The 16,253-nt window shown below is 59.0% G+C and carries 14 protein-coding genes; 10 read left to right on the top strand and 4 right to left on the bottom strand.

Annotated features, from left to right (window positions below):
- The first annotated feature begins 254 nt into the window (after nucleotides 1-254).
- The 8 genes from FHR96_RS21720 to FHR96_RS21685 all read left to right on the top strand — a co-directional run bounded on the left by FHR96_RS21720 (nucleotide 255) and on the right by FHR96_RS21685 (nucleotide 9,848).
- Nucleotides 255-1,370 (top strand): radical SAM protein, encoded by a 1,116-nt coding sequence (locus FHR96_RS21720; RefSeq protein ID WP_183389803.1) that lies wholly within the window; start codon nucleotides 255-257, stop codon nucleotides 1,368-1,370.
- 419 nt (nucleotides 1,371-1,789) lie between these two features.
- Complete coding sequence (locus tag FHR96_RS21715) at nucleotides 1,790-2,848, top strand: acyltransferase family protein (protein ID WP_183389802.1); 1,059 nt, start codon at nucleotides 1,790-1,792, stop codon at nucleotides 2,846-2,848.
- Nucleotides 2,849-2,896: 48 nt separating this feature from the next.
- Complete coding sequence (gene glf / locus FHR96_RS21710) at nucleotides 2,897-4,039, top strand: UDP-galactopyranose mutase (protein WP_183389801.1); 1,143 nt, start codon at nucleotides 2,897-2,899, stop codon at nucleotides 4,037-4,039.
- Between the two features lie 55 nt (nucleotides 4,040-4,094).
- A complete protein-coding gene (locus tag FHR96_RS21705; RefSeq protein ID WP_183389800.1) occupies nucleotides 4,095-5,087 on the top strand; it encodes a glycosyltransferase in 993 nt (330 codons plus the stop codon).
- 1 nt (nucleotide 5,088) lies between these two features.
- Nucleotides 5,089-6,477 (top strand): undecaprenyl-phosphate glucose phosphotransferase, encoded by a 1,389-nt coding sequence (locus FHR96_RS21700; RefSeq protein WP_183389799.1) that lies wholly within the window; start codon nucleotides 5,089-5,091, stop codon nucleotides 6,475-6,477.
- A 20-nt stretch (nucleotides 6,478-6,497) separates the two neighbouring features.
- Nucleotides 6,498-7,511, top strand: a complete 1,014-nt coding sequence (galE, locus tag FHR96_RS21695; RefSeq protein ID WP_183389798.1) for a UDP-glucose 4-epimerase GalE — start codon at nucleotides 6,498-6,500, stop codon at nucleotides 7,509-7,511.
- A gap of 109 nt (nucleotides 7,512-7,620) precedes the next feature.
- Complete coding sequence (locus FHR96_RS21690) at nucleotides 7,621-8,877, top strand: O-antigen ligase family protein (protein WP_246393086.1); 1,257 nt, start codon at nucleotides 7,621-7,623, stop codon at nucleotides 8,875-8,877.
- A gap of 59 nt (nucleotides 8,878-8,936) precedes the next feature.
- Complete coding sequence (locus FHR96_RS21685; RefSeq protein ID WP_221195912.1) at nucleotides 8,937-9,848, top strand: hypothetical protein; 912 nt, start codon at nucleotides 8,937-8,939, stop codon at nucleotides 9,846-9,848.
- Between the two features lie 206 nt (nucleotides 9,849-10,054).
- On the opposite strand, the gene FHR96_RS21680 is transcribed toward FHR96_RS21685, so the two are convergent.
- The 4 genes from FHR96_RS21680 to FHR96_RS21665 form a co-directional block, all read right to left on the bottom strand.
- Entirely contained in the window at nucleotides 10,055-11,143 is a 1,089-nt protein-coding gene (locus FHR96_RS21680) for a glycosyltransferase (RefSeq protein WP_183389796.1), read from the bottom strand.
- Between the two features lie 123 nt (nucleotides 11,144-11,266).
- The gene (locus tag FHR96_RS21675) at nucleotides 11,267-11,977 is read right to left on the bottom strand and encodes an RIO1 family regulatory kinase/ATPase domain-containing protein (protein ID WP_183389795.1); all 711 of its coding nucleotides are present in this window, start codon (nucleotides 11,975-11,977) and stop codon (nucleotides 11,267-11,269) included.
- Between the two features lie 2 nt (nucleotides 11,978-11,979).
- On the bottom strand, nucleotides 11,980-13,056 hold the full coding sequence (locus tag FHR96_RS21670; RefSeq protein WP_183389794.1) for a glycosyltransferase: 1,077 nt from the start codon (nucleotides 13,054-13,056) through the stop codon (nucleotides 11,980-11,982).
- Complete coding sequence (locus FHR96_RS21665; RefSeq protein WP_183389793.1) at nucleotides 13,053-14,960, bottom strand: LTA synthase family protein; 1,908 nt, start codon at nucleotides 14,958-14,960, stop codon at nucleotides 13,053-13,055. Before FHR96_RS21665 ends, FHR96_RS21670 begins: the two co-directional genes overlap by 4 nt.
- 146 nt (nucleotides 14,961-15,106) lie before the next feature.
- Between FHR96_RS21665 and FHR96_RS21660 the strand changes: the two genes are divergently transcribed.
- Both FHR96_RS21660 and FHR96_RS21655 read left to right on the top strand, forming a co-directional pair.
- Entirely contained in the window at nucleotides 15,107-16,114 is a 1,008-nt protein-coding gene (locus FHR96_RS21660) for an NAD-dependent epimerase (protein ID WP_183389792.1), read from the top strand.
- A gap of 38 nt (nucleotides 16,115-16,152) precedes the next feature.
- Nucleotides 16,153-16,253 (top strand): hypothetical protein (locus FHR96_RS21655; protein ID WP_183389791.1); only part of this gene is annotated, 101 nt, incomplete at its 3' end.

The following is a 16,253-nucleotide window of genomic DNA, read 5'->3' as shown; positions in this document are numbered from 1 at the left end:
TTTCGCAGCGTGGACTTCGCCTGGCTGAAGTCGCGACTGACGCTGCCGGTGATCGTCGACGGGCGCAATCTCTTCGAGCCGGAGGCAGTCAAGGCGAAAGGGCTACTCTACTATGCAGTTGGGCGTGGTGACTCTTTACAATAATTGAGTTTAGAAAAACATATATAGGATGATGCTGTATCATGAGATGCTGAGCCCCATATGGTTTTTTCTATATTTCTCGCGTTGCTCTGTTTGTGGCTGGAGAGAATTTTATGAAAGTTTATCTACATGTCGGCATGCCAAAATGTGCATCGTCAACCCTTCAACGTTTTTTTCGCGACAACCACGAACAGCATGTCAAATGTGGCTTTTGCTACCCAGAGGCATATCGTGAGAAGGGGGGGTATTTTAGTCATCGGCCTCTGCACAAGCTTTCTCCCGAGAAAATAGGTTTTGCAATTAGAGAAATAAAGAATGAAGCTGAGTCAAAAGGTTGTGATAAAATCTTTATTTCTTCTGAAGAGTTTACCAACTCTTTATGGGGCAATGATGTTGCTGTTGCTATAATAAGAGAGCTCAACCATTTATTTGGTGTTGGCAGCGTGTCAGTAATCATGGTTGTTAGAAATCATCTTCCTTTTGTTGAGTCTGTCTTTGCCCAATTTGTTAAAGGGGGGATGTTCAGGGTTCACATGGGTAAGTTTTTTCAAGAAACTGACGGCGATCTTCTAGGGTTTATAGATTTTTTTAAAAAGAAAAACGGGTTTGACTTTTTTGTTTATTCTAACTTTGTAGATTTATATAAGTCTATTGCGCCTAGAAATAGAGTGACCTTGGTGTCAATGGAGCGTGAAGATAATGGTGGAAGAGATATTGTAGATGTCATGTGTGATTGGTTTTCTTTGCCTTTGCCTGATAAGGAGGGTGGCAAAGTTAACTCTAGGTTTAGTGAGAAAACACTATTGGCAATGCGTTATGCGAGAATGCATTTTGGCGGGGAAGATTTTATAGATAAAAGGAAAAAGATTAACAAGGTTTTTGAAAGGCGGGGTGATGGGAGATCAAAAGAATTCAGCCTTTCGGGAACGGCTTACGGTCGAGTGAAAGAAGGTGCGCTCAAAGATTTGGAATACTTTGAGAAAAACGCTTATGATATCCCTAGGAAAGCTTTTAGTGATCTTGATGCCTTCCCTAGAGAATTGGATAACATCTCATTGAGTGGTGAAGAGATGTGTGCGATTAAGTATTTGATGGAGGAAGAAGTTCCTGATATTGGACGAGCGCATATGTTGGCAGATTTTGCTCTCCCATACATTATGGATATGGTTAATAGGCACGAAAGAAAATTGAACCAACTTGATAGAGGTTTTTTAAAAAAGAACCAATAGGGCGTTATAAGAATTTTGCTATTTCGGGTGGTGTGAGTAGCGGTGTTGGTTAAGTGCGCATGGTTTCTGCTGAGATTTTTTCTTAGGCATGAAGAGGTTCTACGCGTTAAGCTTTATCGTGAGCTCTTTTGATGTTAACAGGAAGTGAGATATATCAAATTTTTTTGTCAGGCGATGTTCTAGAGTCATGTCCACCTGTTATCGATATGGAAGACGTGAGTCAGATTTTTGAAGCGGATGCAAACAGGAAAGCTCTAGTGCTGATGGATGTGACATGACGTCTATCAAAGCGTCTGGAAAACTCCAGGAGAAGTGTGAGGGAAGCTTTTAGGCGTAAGTGATTTTTAAAGCATGGCTTTGGCGGGGCTGTGTTGACTTGGCTGCTATTTAATTTATTTTTATTTAATTGAGAGGGGTTTATGAGGGGAGGCGGCGGGGAACATCACTATGTTGCTCTTGATGGGTTAAGGGGAATCGCGGCGCTGCTGGTGGTGGTGACACATATCTCCACAAGAACGGAGTTGCAAGATTTATTTCGAATATATGGTCTTGGGCAAGTCGGGGTCATGTTATTCTTTGCCCTGTCTGGTTTCCTCATGATGCATGTTACAAACGGAAGATCGTGTCGCTATCATTTGAGGAATTTTCTTGTACGGCGCATTTCAAGAGTTTTTCCGCTGTATGCTTTTGTGGTTGTGCTGGCTTTTTGTACTAGCTTTGTGCTTGTGGATGGCCGAAGCTTATCAGTATTCGGTATTCGTGGTTTTGGGGATGTGGTCGAACACCTTGCTCTTTTGAAGGGGAATGGTGTTCTGTGGACTATTTCGATAGAAATCTTTTTTTATTTCTTGTTCCCACTGTTTTGGTGGGCTAAAGATAAAAGCTGGGCGCATTTTTATGTGCTGCTGATTTCCGTTTTCGTGATCCAGCAAATGGCCTATTTCGTAGGTGGTTGGGGAGAGATGGATCTGGCCTTTTTGGGTATTATACCACGGGGGCACATGTTCCTCCTTGGTATGGCAGTTTATCCACTTGTCGGGCTTATTACAGAGAAGCACGTAGTGTTCGATGTCCTCTTTGTCTTGTCCATCATCTTGGTTGCTCTTAACTTGGAAGATGTGTCTGGCGCGCTTTTTGGATATAGCATTTATATTTGGAAAAATCCTGTAGTTCTAGTTCTTCTTTGTGTGATTTTGGCGCTGTGCGTAAGTGTCAAGAAAGTTGGTGTTATTCTTGATAATAGAGCCTCTGTTTTTATTGGGAAGATTTCTTACTCGCTTTATTTGATGCATATTTTTATTCTGCAAGTCTTAAAGTGGTATACCGATTGGGAGGTGGATGATCGTCTGTTGTATTGGGCTGCTTGTCTGGTGTTGTCTCTTGCAGTTTCATGCTTGACCTACCGCTTCATAGAGAGACCATTTCGTTCTGCGCTAAACTCACGTTTCTGCACTCCGTATCAGACTGCGCCTGTGTAGAGTTGTAATGACCATAGCTAGTGTTGATTTCTATAATAGGGGGGGTCTATGAAGTTTATGTTGGTTGGTGCTGGCTTTTCCGGTGCTGTAATCGGCCGTGAACTCGCCGAAGCGGGCCATGAGGTCACTATCGTAGATGCGCGTTCGCATATCGCCGGCAATTGCCACACCGAGCGCGATGACGAGACCGGGGTGATGGTGCATGCCTACGGGCCGCACATCTTTCATACCGATGACCAGGAGGTATGGGAATACGTCAACCGATTCATGACGTTCAAACCCTACGTGAACCGGGTGAAGACGACCTCGAAGGGGCAGGTGTTCTCGCTGCCGATCAACCTGCATACCATCAACCAGTTCTTCGGCAAGACCATGCGACCTGATGAGGCACGCGAGTTCATCGAGGCCCAGGCCGATACCTCGATCGAGAATCCCCAGACCTTCGAGGAGCAGGCGCTGCGTTTCGTTGGCCGGGATCTCTACGAAGCCTTCTTCAAGGGCTATACCCAGAAGCAGTGGGGGTGCCATCCCCGGGAGTTGCCGGCCAGCATCCTCAAGCGGCTGCCGGTGCGCTTCAACTACAATGACAACTACTTCTTCCACCGCTTCCAGGGTATGCCCGAGGCGGGTTACACCAAGCTGGTGGAGGGCATCCTCGATCATCCCAACATCAGCGTGCATTTGAATACCCGCTTCGAACGAGTGCAGGCTGCCCATTACGACCATGTGTTCTACTCGGGGCCGCTGGATGGCTTCTTCGATTTCGAACTGGGCCGGCTTGGCTATCGCACCCTGGATTTCGAGCGCTTTACCTACCAGGGCGACTATCAAGGCTGTGCGGTGATGAATTACGGCGAAGAGTCGGTGCCCCATACTCGCATTACCGAGCACAAGCACTTCTCGCCCTGGGAAGAGCACGAAGGCAGCGTCTGCTATCGGGAGTACAGTAGGGCCTGTGAGCCACAAGACGTTCCCTATTACCCTATACGCCTGGTGAACGAAAAGGCGCTCCTCGCTCGTTACGTGGAAATGGCGAAGCAGCAAGACAAGGTCACCTTCGTGGGACGTCTTGGCACTTATCGCTATCTCGATATGGACGTGACCATTCGCGAGGCGCTGGATACCGCCCAAGGCTTTCTTGAGTGCTTGAAGAAAGACGAACCGGTTCCGGCTTTCTTTGTCGAAACCTGATAAAAGCTGCTTGCATCATTGGCGATAAATGACGAAAAAGTGACTATTACCCGGAATGTCTGATCATCAGCTTTTTGCCTCTTCCTCGACTGCTGCTTCCACGCTGGTGGCGGTCATCGTTTCCTTCAATCGTCTAGAACATCTCAAACAGGGGGTAGCGGCGGTACTCGATGAGCCCGTGGCCGGGCTGGTAGTGGTCGACAACGGCTCCACCGATGGCAGCCGCGATTGGCTTGCCGACCAGCAAGACCCGCGGCTGCATGTGTTGATGCCTGACCGCAACCTGGGGGGAGCCGGAGGGTTCGAGCTCGGTTTTGGCGAGGCCCTGAAGGTCTTCGATCCCGACTGGCTGGTGTGCTTCGATGACGATGCCCGCCCGGCTCCCGGTGCATTGCAATGCTTTCTGGAGCAGGATCTCGAAGGCATCGATGGTGCGGCGGCGGCCGTCTATTATCCGAATGGGGACATCTGCGAGATGAACCGCCCCAGCTGGAATCCGTTCTGGCACGGCAGGCTGCTGTGGCGCACCGCCTGCGGCGTGATGACGGGGCGGTCCCGAGAAGGCTTCCATCTTGCCGACAGGCACTATCGGGAAAATCGTCGTGTCGAGATCGACTCTTCGTCCTTCGTCGGGTGCTTCATGCGGGCCAATGCCGTGCGGCAGATCGGCCTGCCTCGCGGTGAGCTGTTCATCTACGGCGACGACGTGATCTATACCTTGAGCCTGCGCAAGAGCGGTGGTCGCCATGTCTTCCTTCCGGATGTCCGCTTCGTACATGATTGTTCGGCCGACTTGAGAGGAGGGGCCCGCATAAGACCGCTCTGGAAAGCATTCTATGCCTATCGAAATGGCTTGCTGATGTATCGCATCGCCGCAGGCAAATGGTTTCCGCTGGTTCTTCCCGTCAAGCTGTTCAGCTGGCTGCTCGCCGTTCGGCACTACCCTGAGAAACGTCGTTATCTGAGCCTGTGCTGGCTGGCACTGAGCGATGCGTTGCGAAACCGATCGTATCGTGCCCACGATGAACTTGCCCGGCGGTACCCCTGATATGTCGCGAATCGCCAAGACTCTCTCGGGATTCGAAGTCTACTCGCACGTGGCGGCGCGCTTCGCGGATGCCGCTTCACTACTCATGGGCGGTTTTCTGGCCTATTGGCTGCGCTTCGGCTCGCTCGAGTACATGATCGAGCGATATCAGTGGATGATGCTGTCCGGGATGCTGCTGGGCATGGTGATCTTCGGTGCTTGCGGTATCTACCGCTCCTGGCGCGGGGCCGTACGGGTCGAGCTGGTCGTGCGCATCGTGCATGCCTTCGTCATCCTGGGCGGCATCGTGTTCACCTATCTCTACTTCACCAAGACCGGTGCGGAGTTCTCGCGGCTGTGGCTGGGGATGTGGCTGTGCAGTGCCTTCATATTCAGCGTCGGGGCCCGTACCGTGGCCTATCCGGTGCTCAACCGGCTGCGCCGGCAGGGGCGCAATCGCAAGGGCGTCATCCTTGTCGGAGAGGTCGATTCCTGCCTGATCGCCGCCCGGCGCATCGCCGCCCAGCCTTCGGCGGGGTTCGATGTGACCTCGGTGCGTCTGCTGGACGCCAGCGATTGTGCGCGTTTCGGCCTCGAGGATTGTCGTGCCTTCGACAGTGAATACGATGCCAACCTGGTGAGCGATGAGATCTGGGTTTGCCTGCCGCTCGCGCGGGGGAACCTGGTAGAGAAGATCTTGCGCGACCTGGATTACTGCATCGGCAATATTCGTTACATGCCGGACATGCACGGGCTGCGGTTGTTGAACCATGACATTTCGACCGTGGCGGGGCTGTATCTGCTCGACATGAGCTGTACCCCGATGAGCGGCACGGCGCGTTTCGTCAAGGCCGCCGAGGACAAGATCCTGGCTGGCCTGGCCTTGCTGCTGCTGTCGCCACTGATGCTGGTGATCGCGCTGGCAGTGAAGCTGACATCTCGGGGCCCGGTGCTCTATCGCCAGGAGCGCATGAGCTGGAACGGCGAAAGCTTCCAGATGCTCAAGTTCCGAAGCATGCCAGTCGATAGTGAGGCCGCTGGCGTGTGCTGGGGAGGCGCCAGCGGCAAGCGTGTCACCCTGGTGGGGCGCTTCCTGCGCCGTTCCAGCCTTGATGAGCTGCCGCAATTGATCAACGTGGTCAAGGGCGAGATGTCGCTGGTCGGCCCGCGTCCGGAGCGCACGGTGTTCGTCGAGCGGTTCAAGCACGAGATTCCCGGATACATGCAGAAGCACATGGTGCGTGCCGGCATCACGGGATGGGCACAGATCCATGGCTGGCGGGGCGACACGGACCTCAAGGCGCGCATCGAACATGATCTCTGGTACATCGATAACTGGTCCGTCTGGCTGGATCTGAAGATCCTGTTCCTGACGGTATGGCGTGGGTTCTTCCACCCCCATGCCCAGTAACACTCATTGAAAGGTGCATCATGAAGGTATTGGTAACCGGCGGCGCAGGCTATATCGGTTCTCATACGGTTGTCGAACTGCTGGAGGCCGGCCACAAGGTGGTGGTGGCCGACAACCTGTGCAATGGCTCCGAGGTGGCGCTACAGCGCGCCGAGGAGATCACCGGCGCTGGCGTGGAGTTTGTGCGGGGGGATATTCGTGACCGCAGCGCCATGGATGCGGTGTTCGCCCAGCATGATATCGATGCCGTCATCCACTTCGCCGGCCTGAAAGCGGTGGGCGAGAGCGTTGGCAAGCCGCTGACCTATTACGAGAACAACGTGCACGGCACCCTGGTGCTATGCCAGGCCATGGAGGCGGCGGGGGTTCGGCGTATCGTGTTCAGTTCCTCGGCGACGGTATACGGCAGCGAGGCCCCTGTGCCCTATGTCGAGACCACGCCGCGCGGCACGACCTCCAACCCCTACGGAACGTCCAAGGCGATGGTGGAAAAGCTGCTGGAGGATCTGGTGATCGCCGATGAGCGCTGGTCCGTGGTGCTGTTACGCTACTTCAATCCCATCGGTGCCCATCCCTCCGGGCGTATCGGCGAGGACCCTCAGGGCATTCCCAACAACCTGATGCCGTTCATCGCCCAGGTGGCCGTGGGGCGACGTGACGAGCTGACGATCTTTGGCGATGACTACGAGACGGCAGACGGAACCTGCGAGCGTGACTATCTGCATGTGGTGGATCTGGCCGTCGGTCACCTCAAGGCCTTGAAGGCGGTCAGCCATCCGGGTGTTTCGGTCTATAACCTGGGCACTGGCCAGGGGGTGTCGGTACTGGAGATGGTCAACAGCTTTACCCGGGTGACCGGCGTTGGCGTGCCGTATCGACTCGGTGCGCGTCGCGCCGGTGATCTACCGGCCTTCTGGGCGAATGCCGACAAGGCACGCATGGAGCTTGGATGGTCGGCGGAGAAGACGCTGGATGACATGATGGCGGATACCTGGCGCTGGCAGTCTGGAAACCCCAGGGGGTATGACGCCTGAACTCGGCGTTAGAAAGCGTGGTATGATGGCCGGCCTTTGTGCCGGCCTTTTTCGTTTGTATCGTCGTTTGCATCGCCCTCCTGTCTCTGATGTTGACCCTGGATCCAAGATGAATCCCGCCTCTTCCATGTCGATGCCGGTAACGCATCGCTATACCAGCATTGCCGTTTTTCTGTTGGGCGCCTTGTCGCTCATCGTGTCCAGCGGCTACTCGATTGGTGCCGCCCTGTTGCTCGGCGGCGGCTTGTTGCTGTTGGTCCGCCGGCAGTGCCCTCGGCTGGGGGGGCGAGACTGGGCGCTGGTCGCCGTCATGGCGGCGTTTTCGCTGTTCTGGATGTTGCATGCCTGGTTCGACGGGCAGGGCACCAGCGGGCTGGACAAGCCTTCCCGATTCCTGCTGGCCGTGCCGGCCTTGCTGTGGGTCATGGCTCGTCCCCCTCGTCTTGCCTATCTATGGGCGGGATTGTCCTGTGGCGCCATCGGCGCCGGCAGCTGGGCGGCCTGGCAGAAGCTGGTGCAGGGTGCCGGGCGCGCCGACGGTTTCACCTTCGTGATCCAGTTCGGCAATATCAGCATGCTGTTGGGCGTGCTGTGCCTTGCCGGCCTTGGATGGGCCACGCGGCAGCCTCGACGTCGCGGCTGGGCCGGATTCCTGTTGCTTGGCGCCCTGATGGGCATCCTCGGTTCGTTGTTTTCCGGCAGTCGTGGCGGCTGGGTCGGCTTTCCCTTCATCCTGCTGGTGCTGTACCGCGGCTATGGGGAGTTTCTCTCGGTACGGCTGAAGATTGCGGTGCTGGCCGTTGTGCTGACGGGAGCGGGGCTGGTATATGCCTTACCGCAGACCGGGGTGCAGTCGCGCGTCCACCAGGCCGTGGAGGACGTGCAGGGCTATGTCGCCGAGGGTAACTCGCACAGTTCCGTCGGGGCCCGTTTCGAGATGTGGCGAGGCGCTTCGTTGCTGATTCTGGATCGTCCCCTGCTGGGCTGGGGGGAGAATGGCTATGTGCGAGGTATGAAGGCCTTGGCCGACGCGGGCACCATTGATGCCTTCGTGACCCGCTATGGACATGCACACAATGAATTCATCGATGCCTTTGCCAAGCGCGGCATCATCGGGTTCGGATTGCTGTTGGCTCTCTATCTACTGCCGTTGAGATGGTTTGCCCGTCGCCTCTCGGAGCCCAATCTGGACGTTCGTTCCATCGCGGTGGCAGGCGTTCTGTTACCGGTGGCGTATATGGATTTCGGTCTGTCCCAGACTTTTTTGGCACACAATAGCGGCGTCATGGTGTTCGCCTTCTGGTTGGCCGTCTTCTACGGCAGCTTGCGTGCCTATGAGCGCCCGGAGTGGCAAGAACGAGCGTAGAACCGAATGAGGCAAGCGATGTGATGGCCGCGCCCCCAGGCAAGATCCCCAAGGTGCCCATGGCGCCGGCGGGCGATCCGGTGTTTGCTGCTCTGTATGACGACCGCATGCGTTGGCCGATTCGGCGCGCCAGGCTGCAAGCGGCGGTGCGGGAGGGGTTTCAGGCCGCCGTTGACGTGTTGATGGAACGGCGTCTGCTGAACTGGTGGATGGCAGGCTATCCTGGTGCCGGCATCATCGAGAAGCAGGGGCTGCCCGGGCGTGCCGTGGCACAATGGTTCGGCGATTCACTGACGCTGTATGTCGATCCACGCGAGCTGATCCGCGGTACCGACTGGCGCGGTTATCCCCATCGACTGAGGCCGTCCTCATCGGCATTCCTGTGGGATGGTGAGTGGGATCTACGGCGTAGCGATCTGCGCTTTGGCTCCCGCTATCGCTTTATCAGCGAGATCGATGAATGCCGTGACGATTTGACTCGTACAGAGCGCTATACCCGTTACATGGCGCACCTCAAGAGCGGGCGTCCCTGGCGGTCTCATCAGCAGGGCGTGCTGCTGGATTCCGAGGCGCGAATTCAGCTGTACCTGCAGGCTTACCTGGGGTTTCTCGATCACATGGCGTCCAACGGCTTCGATGGGGCGCGCGGCAAGGATCGTCTGGGAGTTGCCGTGACGCGTGAGGGCCGACTGCTCAAGATAAACCGTGGCCTGCACCGGTTGGCCATGGCTCAGCGCCTGGGGCTGCCTTTGGTACCGGTCAGAGTGAAGGCGGTGCACCGTGAGTGGTGGTGTCGGGTGGTCGGCAGTGCCGAGGGACAGGATGCCCTCGAGCGCGTTCGCCTGGCCTTGTCGGCTTGCGTCCCTGAAGAGGCGCCAGGCTCCCTGGATCCGGCGGTGTTTGCCGATGATGTCATCTGGCCAGAGCCGCGTGCGGGATTGCCCATCGCGTCTCGCGGGAGCACACCGTGACCCGCAGCAGGCAGGGCAAGTCGAGCGCGTCCGGGTCGCATCGTCGCCGGAAGATCCTCGTTGACCGCTGCGCCCGATAAGGCGCTGAGCGAACGCTCAAGGGCCGTTTGACTCGATCTCGAACGGATCGTCGAGCGCTCGACGAAGCTCCCTGCGGCTGTGGAGGTGTCGCCACGCTGGGAAGCCGGCAGTCGTGGTGACCGGCCTCATGGTGCCATGAGCGCCCGGTATCTGGCGGCGATGGCGGCTGGCTTGTAGGCGTCGACCACGTTGTCTGGAATGTGCGGGGGGTGTTCCACGCTGGCACGGATGGCGCGAGCAAAGGCTTGAATGTCGTCCAGGGGGACCAAGCCGTCGGCGAGTTCGCCGGTCAGGATGTCGCGCGGCCCCGAGAGACAATCGGTACTCACGACCGGCGTGCCGCAGGCCAATGCCTCGAGCAACACGTTGGGCAGCCCCTCATAGTCGGAAGCCAGCAGCAAAGCCTTGGCCTGATGCATGTAGGGATAGGGGTTGTCACGTGCTCCCAGCATCCATACCCGTTCTTGCAGACCCCACTTGGCGATCTCCTGTTCCACGGCCAGATGATCGCCATTGCCGATCAACACCAGTGGAAGCGATAGCTCGCTGGCCCGATAGGCTTGCAGGAGCCTGTCCAGCCTTTTCTGTCGCATGTTGAGCCGGCCCACATAGACACAGTAGTCCGTGCCCTCCAGTGCCTTGTCGTTGTGGGGTTGTCCCATCAGTTCGTGAATCCTGGCGACATCGAGCACGTTGGGAATGACCTCCGCCTGGCGCGGGCGGCTGCCGATTCTGGCCAGTGACTCCAGGTTGGTTCTCGTCAGGGCGATGACGCGCCGATCGTCATACAGGCGCCGTACCTTGATCCTTTTGATTATTCGGCGCCAGCCGTGCTTGTTCGACAGCAGCTCCTGCCACGGGTCGGATCGAATGCACAGCCAGGCTTGCTCGGCCAAGCATGAGCGTCTTGTCACCTGATGCGCATGGTGGAGATTCGAGACCACCAGGTCGTAGGTGTTCCCCTGCGTTTTCAGAAAGTCATCCAGGTGCTTGGCGTGCAGCCGATACCGATGCAGCTTCTGCCATCGTCCTTTCGGGGTGAATGCCACCACATGGACCTCTGCCCCTTCGGGGACTGGCAGGCCCAGACGGTCGGACAGTGCCACCAGGGTTACCCGCACGCCGCTGGCTACCAGCGCGCGTGTCACCTTGAGCACCGAGCGCGGGGCGCCGCCACTGGCGAGCTGGTCGACGAGGAAGAGAGCGTGAGGCATGCAGGCATGGCTCCAGTGAGGATGAGGTATCGCGTGGCTAGGTCGGTCTGGTGAGCCGGCTGGTCGGCATGTGCATCGTACCATGGCGCCCTGGTCGGGCTGTGCCCAGGCAAGCCTTCATGGTCATTGGCTGGCGTGCCAGAGCTCGTATAGCCGTTGTTCGACGAAGGCTCGATGATCCTCTCCGCGAAGCTTGTTGACCGTTAACGTTGCGGCGATGGCCGGCCATTGATCGACGTTACGATGCGGCAAGCGGCGAATGTGGGTGTCGACCCAGACGAGCTGGTCGTCATCGGTGACCAACAGGTTGTTGTAGTGCAAGTCGCGATGGATGTAGCCAGCATTGGCGAGGGTCGCGACTTCGGCACAGAAGCGTTCGAGGAAGTGGCGTTGCCCGGCTGCGTCGAGGGCATCGAACACTTCGCCACCCGGCCGGGCCCGCTGCTTGTGCTCCATCAGCAGCAGGGAAGCATTGCGGTTGACCGGGTTGAGCGAGAGTCCCCAGCCATAGCAATGCGGTGTCGTCAGCCCGGCTCGGTTCAATATGCGCAGGCTGAGAAACTCCTTGCGGGCATCCGACTGCAGCAGCCAGCGTTTCTCCAGGTAGTCGCGACTCAGCCAGCTCAGCGGTGCTTGGCGCTTGGCGAACTTGTCGGGCACCACCTTGGCGAGAATATGGCCGTCCTCCGAGAGATAGAAGCGGCTGCTGCCCACCGCTTCGAAAGCCGCCGTGGTGGTGGTACTGGCCAGGCGCAGCTTCGAAGGCAGGCCGTCGGCATGGAACACCAGATAGCGTCGGCGCCGGTCGTTGAAAGGGATATCGAGCAGCTTCACCGTTAAAGGGCCTCGAACTGGGGCAGTACGGTTTCCTTGAGGAACTGCCGATAGTGGCGTGGCTCGATGGCAACGGGAGACCGGTCCATGCGCCGCAGTGCATCGGCAAGGCCGGGTTCGTCATCCGGGGCGACCAGATATTCGGCCAGCTCCTGGGTAAGGATCTCGCGCGGGCCGCTGGGGCAATCGACGCTGACCACGGGGGTCTGAAGCAGCAGCGCCTCGATCAGCACTCGGGGCAGGCCCTCGGCATCTGAGGTCAGGACCATGGCCTTGGCTTGCCGGATGAACGGGTAGGGGTTGTGGTGATAGCCCAGCCAGAGTACGCGATCCTCGAGCCCGAGTGCCTCGATCTGCTCGCGCACAGAGGCCTCGTGCTCGGGCTTGCCCTTGCCCATGATGGCAAGCGGCGTCGTCACGCCGCTCTCGGCATAGGCGCGCAATAGCCGATCGTGGCGCTTGCGGGGTTCGATGGCCGCCACGCACAGGAAGAAGTCGCCGTCCGGAACGGGCGCATCTTCTTCGGCCATGGCCACGAACGGCTCGCGCTCATAAGGGTTGTAGATGGGTACGATGCGCTCGGCTTCGAGCCCGACCACTCGTTCCAGGTTGTCCTTCACGCCTTTCGACACGGCGATGACCTGTCGGCCTCGGTAGAAGCGGCGAACCTTGGCGAAGGCACGCTCGCGCTGCTGCGGGTCGCTGAACTTGGCCGAGACATCCGACTTGACCCAGAAGTAGAGGTTGGGGAAGTCGAGATGGCGGGTGATCTTGTCGCAGGAGCAGGAAATCACCACGTCGGGCTGCCATGGTGCCAGGGCCCGCTTGATCCGCGAGGCCTGCCATTTTTCGGTCAACACCGTGCTGGTCGCCTTGGTGAGGCGCGTGACGACGGCCAGGTTCTCGATCTCCAGCCCCTCGGGCAGACGGTGTTCGACGCGCTCGCGCAGCGTGAAGACCTTGACCGCATGGCCGCGTTGGCGGAGCTGATCGGCGGTATAGAGCAGCGATTTCTGGGCGCCGCCGCCGTACAGGTCCTCGATGACGAAGGCGAAGCGTTTGGCGGGAACTTGGTTCATGGCTCGGCTCCGGAGGCGAGAGAGGATGGGGCATCCTGATGGCGCGCCTCCCGTGCGAACGCCGATGTGGTGCCGTCGAAGAGATGACGTTGGGCCTGCTGGGTCAACGCATAGGCGTTGCGGACTCCTTGAGCGGCTCGTTCGTCGCAGGGCTGCTCGGCGCCAGGGCTGGCTGGCGGTTGCCAGGCGAAGCAGCGACGCTGTGTCGGGTCGAGCAGCGAGAATTCCACCACCTGATCGCCCATGACCCAGCCCAGCGTGCCGGCCTGGTGATACTCGGCCAGTTGGGGGGCATCTGGATCGAGCAGCGAGTGGCCCATGGCCGCCGGCAGCGGCATATTCATGATGTCGGCCAGCGTAGGTGAGACATCGCGCTGGTGGCCGGTGCGTGGCAGGCGTCCGGGCTTGACGATGCCAGGGGCATACAACAGAAATGGCAGGCGTGAACGTTCCAGGATGGTACCTTCGACACGGGAGGTATGATCGGCGACCAGCACGATCAGCCAGGGATGCTGCCAGTCGCGAGACTCGATGGCGTCGACGAAGTTGCCGACCGACTCGTCGGCCATGTGCAGGGTATTGCGAATCCCGGCGGCCCGGGAGTCGCTGTCGATCAGCGGCGTGATGCCGGGAGGCACTTGGGTGTCGTGGGTCGTGTTGGTGTTGATGCCGATCAGCATTGGCTCCTGCATGTCGCTCATCCTGTCGAGCGCGAAGCGATAGAGGTCGCGATCGTAGACCCCCCAGTAGTTCTCGGGAAGGGTGTGGCGCTCGATGTCTTCCTTGCCGAAGCTGTCCCGGAAACCCAGGGATTGGGCAAAGGCCCCCGTGCCGCTGGTGTTCTCGTGGGAACCCTGGAAAAAGGCCGTCTGCCAGCCGGCATGCGCCAGGCGCGATGGCAGGCAGTCATAGTCGTAGCGGGCCAGGTCGGTCTGGGCGATGGTCTGGCCAGGCGGGTTCTGGTAGCTGCAGAACAGGCTGAACATGCCCTCGGTGGTGCGCCTGCCGCCGGCAATCAGGTCATGGCTGTGCAGCGACTGCTCGGCCAGGGCGTCGAAGCGCGGCGTCACGGCGCGGCCGTCGTCGAGCGGTTCCATGAAGACGCTGGCCCAGCTTTCCAGCAGCACGACAGCCACGTTCATTTCCCGGGGGGCACCAGTGGTGAGGCGCCTATCGGGATACAGCCGGTCGACGCGGGCCTTGGCTTCGGTGTCGCTCATCCAGCCTAGCGTGGTGCGCTCCAAGGCATATTTATGCCCGCGCTGCAGGCCGTGAAGCGCGGCATAGGCGCCATTGAGGGCCGCGGTAGCGGCGTCGGCCTCGCCAAGACGCTGGGCGTCGTCAGGGCTTTGGGGTACACCGTTCACGCCTCCGCGTACGATGGGCACCGTGGCGACGATGACCGCCAACATCGCCAGCTCGGGAGCCAGGCGCAGCTGTCGGCGGGCACTGGCGACGGGAATTCGCCCAATCAGGACCAGCAGAGCCAGAATGCCCGCCAGGTAGGGCCATCGGGCGAATAACATGCCGCCCAGGCTGCCGGCGGAGTTGACGAGCTCTGCCGCTTCATAGCCCACATGGCGTCCGGTTTCCCTCCAGTAAAGCCAGTCACCTAGCTGGGCGAACAGCAGGATGGCGGCGGCGGGCACCAGCCAGCCGCGGCGGGGCAGTCGTTGGAACAGGCGTGACGCCGGCCACAGTGCCAGGATGGTCAGGCCGGCCAGCAGCGCCGAGATGGCCAGGTCGAAGCGCAGGCCCCACCACCAGGCGGTGGGCCACAGTCCGCTGGGTGTCAACACCATGGCCGAAATGAGACGAAGCCCCCAGGTGACAAGCGTCAGTACGACGAGAAAACGCAGCCAGGTCAAAAAGAGCTGGGGACGGTGGCATCGAGTGGTGGGCATTGCAGCAACGGTCCGATGTCGGGCACATGATGATGAAGGCGTGGATTCTATCATGGCTCGGCCTGCTGTCGGCGCTGGGGTACAATGCGCCCGGACGCCGCCGCCAGCGACGTTCGGGGACAGCCAGCAGGAGAGCGCGGGAAAGCATGAAGTTACTGATCACGGGCATCGCCGGATTCATCGGTCACGCCGTTGCCAAGCGCCTTGCGGGGCAGGGACACGAGATCGTCGGCATCGACAATCTCAACGACTACTACGATGTGGCGCTCAAGCAAGCGCGGCTGGACGATCTGGCCGATTGCCAGGACGTGCGCTTCGAGCGGCTCGATCTGGCCGAGCGCGCGGCCGTGGCCGGCCTGTTCGAGGCCGAGGGCTTCGATCGCGTCATCCACCTGGCGGCCCAGGCCGGCGTGCGATATTCGCTGGAAAACCCCCATGCCTACGCCGATGCCAACCTGGTGGGGCATCTCAACGTGCTGGAGGGATGTCGCCATGGCCGGGTGGGGCACCTGGTCTATGCATCCTCGAGCTCGGTCTACGGGGCCAACGACAAGGTGCCTTTCGCCACCTCGGACAACGTCGATCATCCCATCAGCCTCTACGCGGCCACCAAGAAGGCCAACGAGCTGATGGCACATACGTATTCTCACCTCTACGACCTGCCGACCACCGGCCTGCGGTTCTTCACGGTCTATGGCCCCTGGGGGCGGCCCGACATGGCCATGTTCAAGTTCACGCGTGCCGTGTTGGCCGGCGAGCCACTCCCCGTGTTCAACCATGGGGACATGTCGCGGGACTTCACCTACATCGACGATATTGTCGAAGGCATCGTGCGGATCCTGGACGTCGTGCCCGAGCGCCGTCCTCGGGCAGCGGTCGAGGCGGGATCACCGGACACCGGCACGGCCCCTTACGCGCTCTACAACATCGGCCATGGTAGCCCGGTGGCGCTGATGGACTTTGTGCGGGCGGTGGAGAACGCCACCGGCCGCGAGGCGGTCTGCGACTTCCAGCCGATGCAGCCGGGGGACGTGCCCCGCACCTGGGCGGACACCGAGGCCCTGTTCGAAGCGACGGGCTATCGGCCCCGCATCGGAGTGGAAGAAGGCGTGCATCGCTTCGTCGAGTGGTATCGGGAGTATTACAAGGTGTGAGGTTCGAACCTCGCCGCTGGACCTCACAAGGAGTTGCTATGCGAATCACAATCTTCGGCACCGGTTACGTGGGCCTGGTGACCGGCACCTGCCTGGCCGATGTGGGCCACGACGTGTTGTGCATGGACGTCGACGCGGC

Origin of the sequence: Halomonas organivorans (assembly GCF_014192055.1) — a bacterium.
Taxonomy (GTDB): Bacteria; Pseudomonadota; Gammaproteobacteria; order Pseudomonadales; family Halomonadaceae; genus Halomonas; species Halomonas organivorans.
This window is presented reverse-complemented; position numbering and strand designations above follow the sequence as displayed.

Bases quoted from the DNA above. Each gene is read 5' to 3' on its own strand.
- FHR96_RS21720 (WP_183389803.1), top strand. From the start codon at position 255: ATGAAAGTTTATCTACATGTCGGCATGCCAAAATGTGCATCGTCAACC.
- FHR96_RS21715 (WP_183389802.1), top strand. From the start codon at position 1,790: ATGAGGGGAGGCGGCGGGGAACATCACTATGTTGCTCTTGATGGGTTA.
- glf (WP_183389801.1), top strand. From the start codon at position 2,897: ATGAAGTTTATGTTGGTTGGTGCTGGCTTTTCCGGTGCTGTAATCGGC.
- FHR96_RS21705 (WP_183389800.1), top strand. From the start codon at position 4,095: ATGTCTGATCATCAGCTTTTTGCCTCTTCCTCGACTGCTGCTTCCACG.
- FHR96_RS21700 (WP_183389799.1), top strand. From the start codon at position 5,089: ATGTCGCGAATCGCCAAGACTCTCTCGGGATTCGAAGTCTACTCGCAC.
- galE (WP_183389798.1), top strand. From the start codon at position 6,498: ATGAAGGTATTGGTAACCGGCGGCGCAGGCTATATCGGTTCTCATACG.
- FHR96_RS21690 (WP_246393086.1), top strand. From the start codon at position 7,621: ATGAATCCCGCCTCTTCCATGTCGATGCCGGTAACGCATCGCTATACC.
- FHR96_RS21685 (WP_221195912.1), top strand. From the start codon at position 8,937: ATGGCGCCGGCGGGCGATCCGGTGTTTGCTGCTCTGTATGACGACCGC.
- FHR96_RS21680 (WP_183389796.1), bottom strand. From the start codon at position 11,143: ATGCCTCACGCTCTCTTCCTCGTCGACCAGCTCGCCAGTGGCGGCGCC.
- FHR96_RS21670 (WP_183389794.1), bottom strand. From the start codon at position 13,056: ATGAACCAAGTTCCCGCCAAACGCTTCGCCTTCGTCATCGAGGACCTG.
- FHR96_RS21665 (WP_183389793.1), bottom strand. From the start codon at position 14,960: ATGCCCACCACTCGATGCCACCGTCCCCAGCTCTTTTTGACCTGGCTG.
- FHR96_RS21660 (WP_183389792.1), top strand. From the start codon at position 15,107: ATGAAGTTACTGATCACGGGCATCGCCGGATTCATCGGTCACGCCGTT.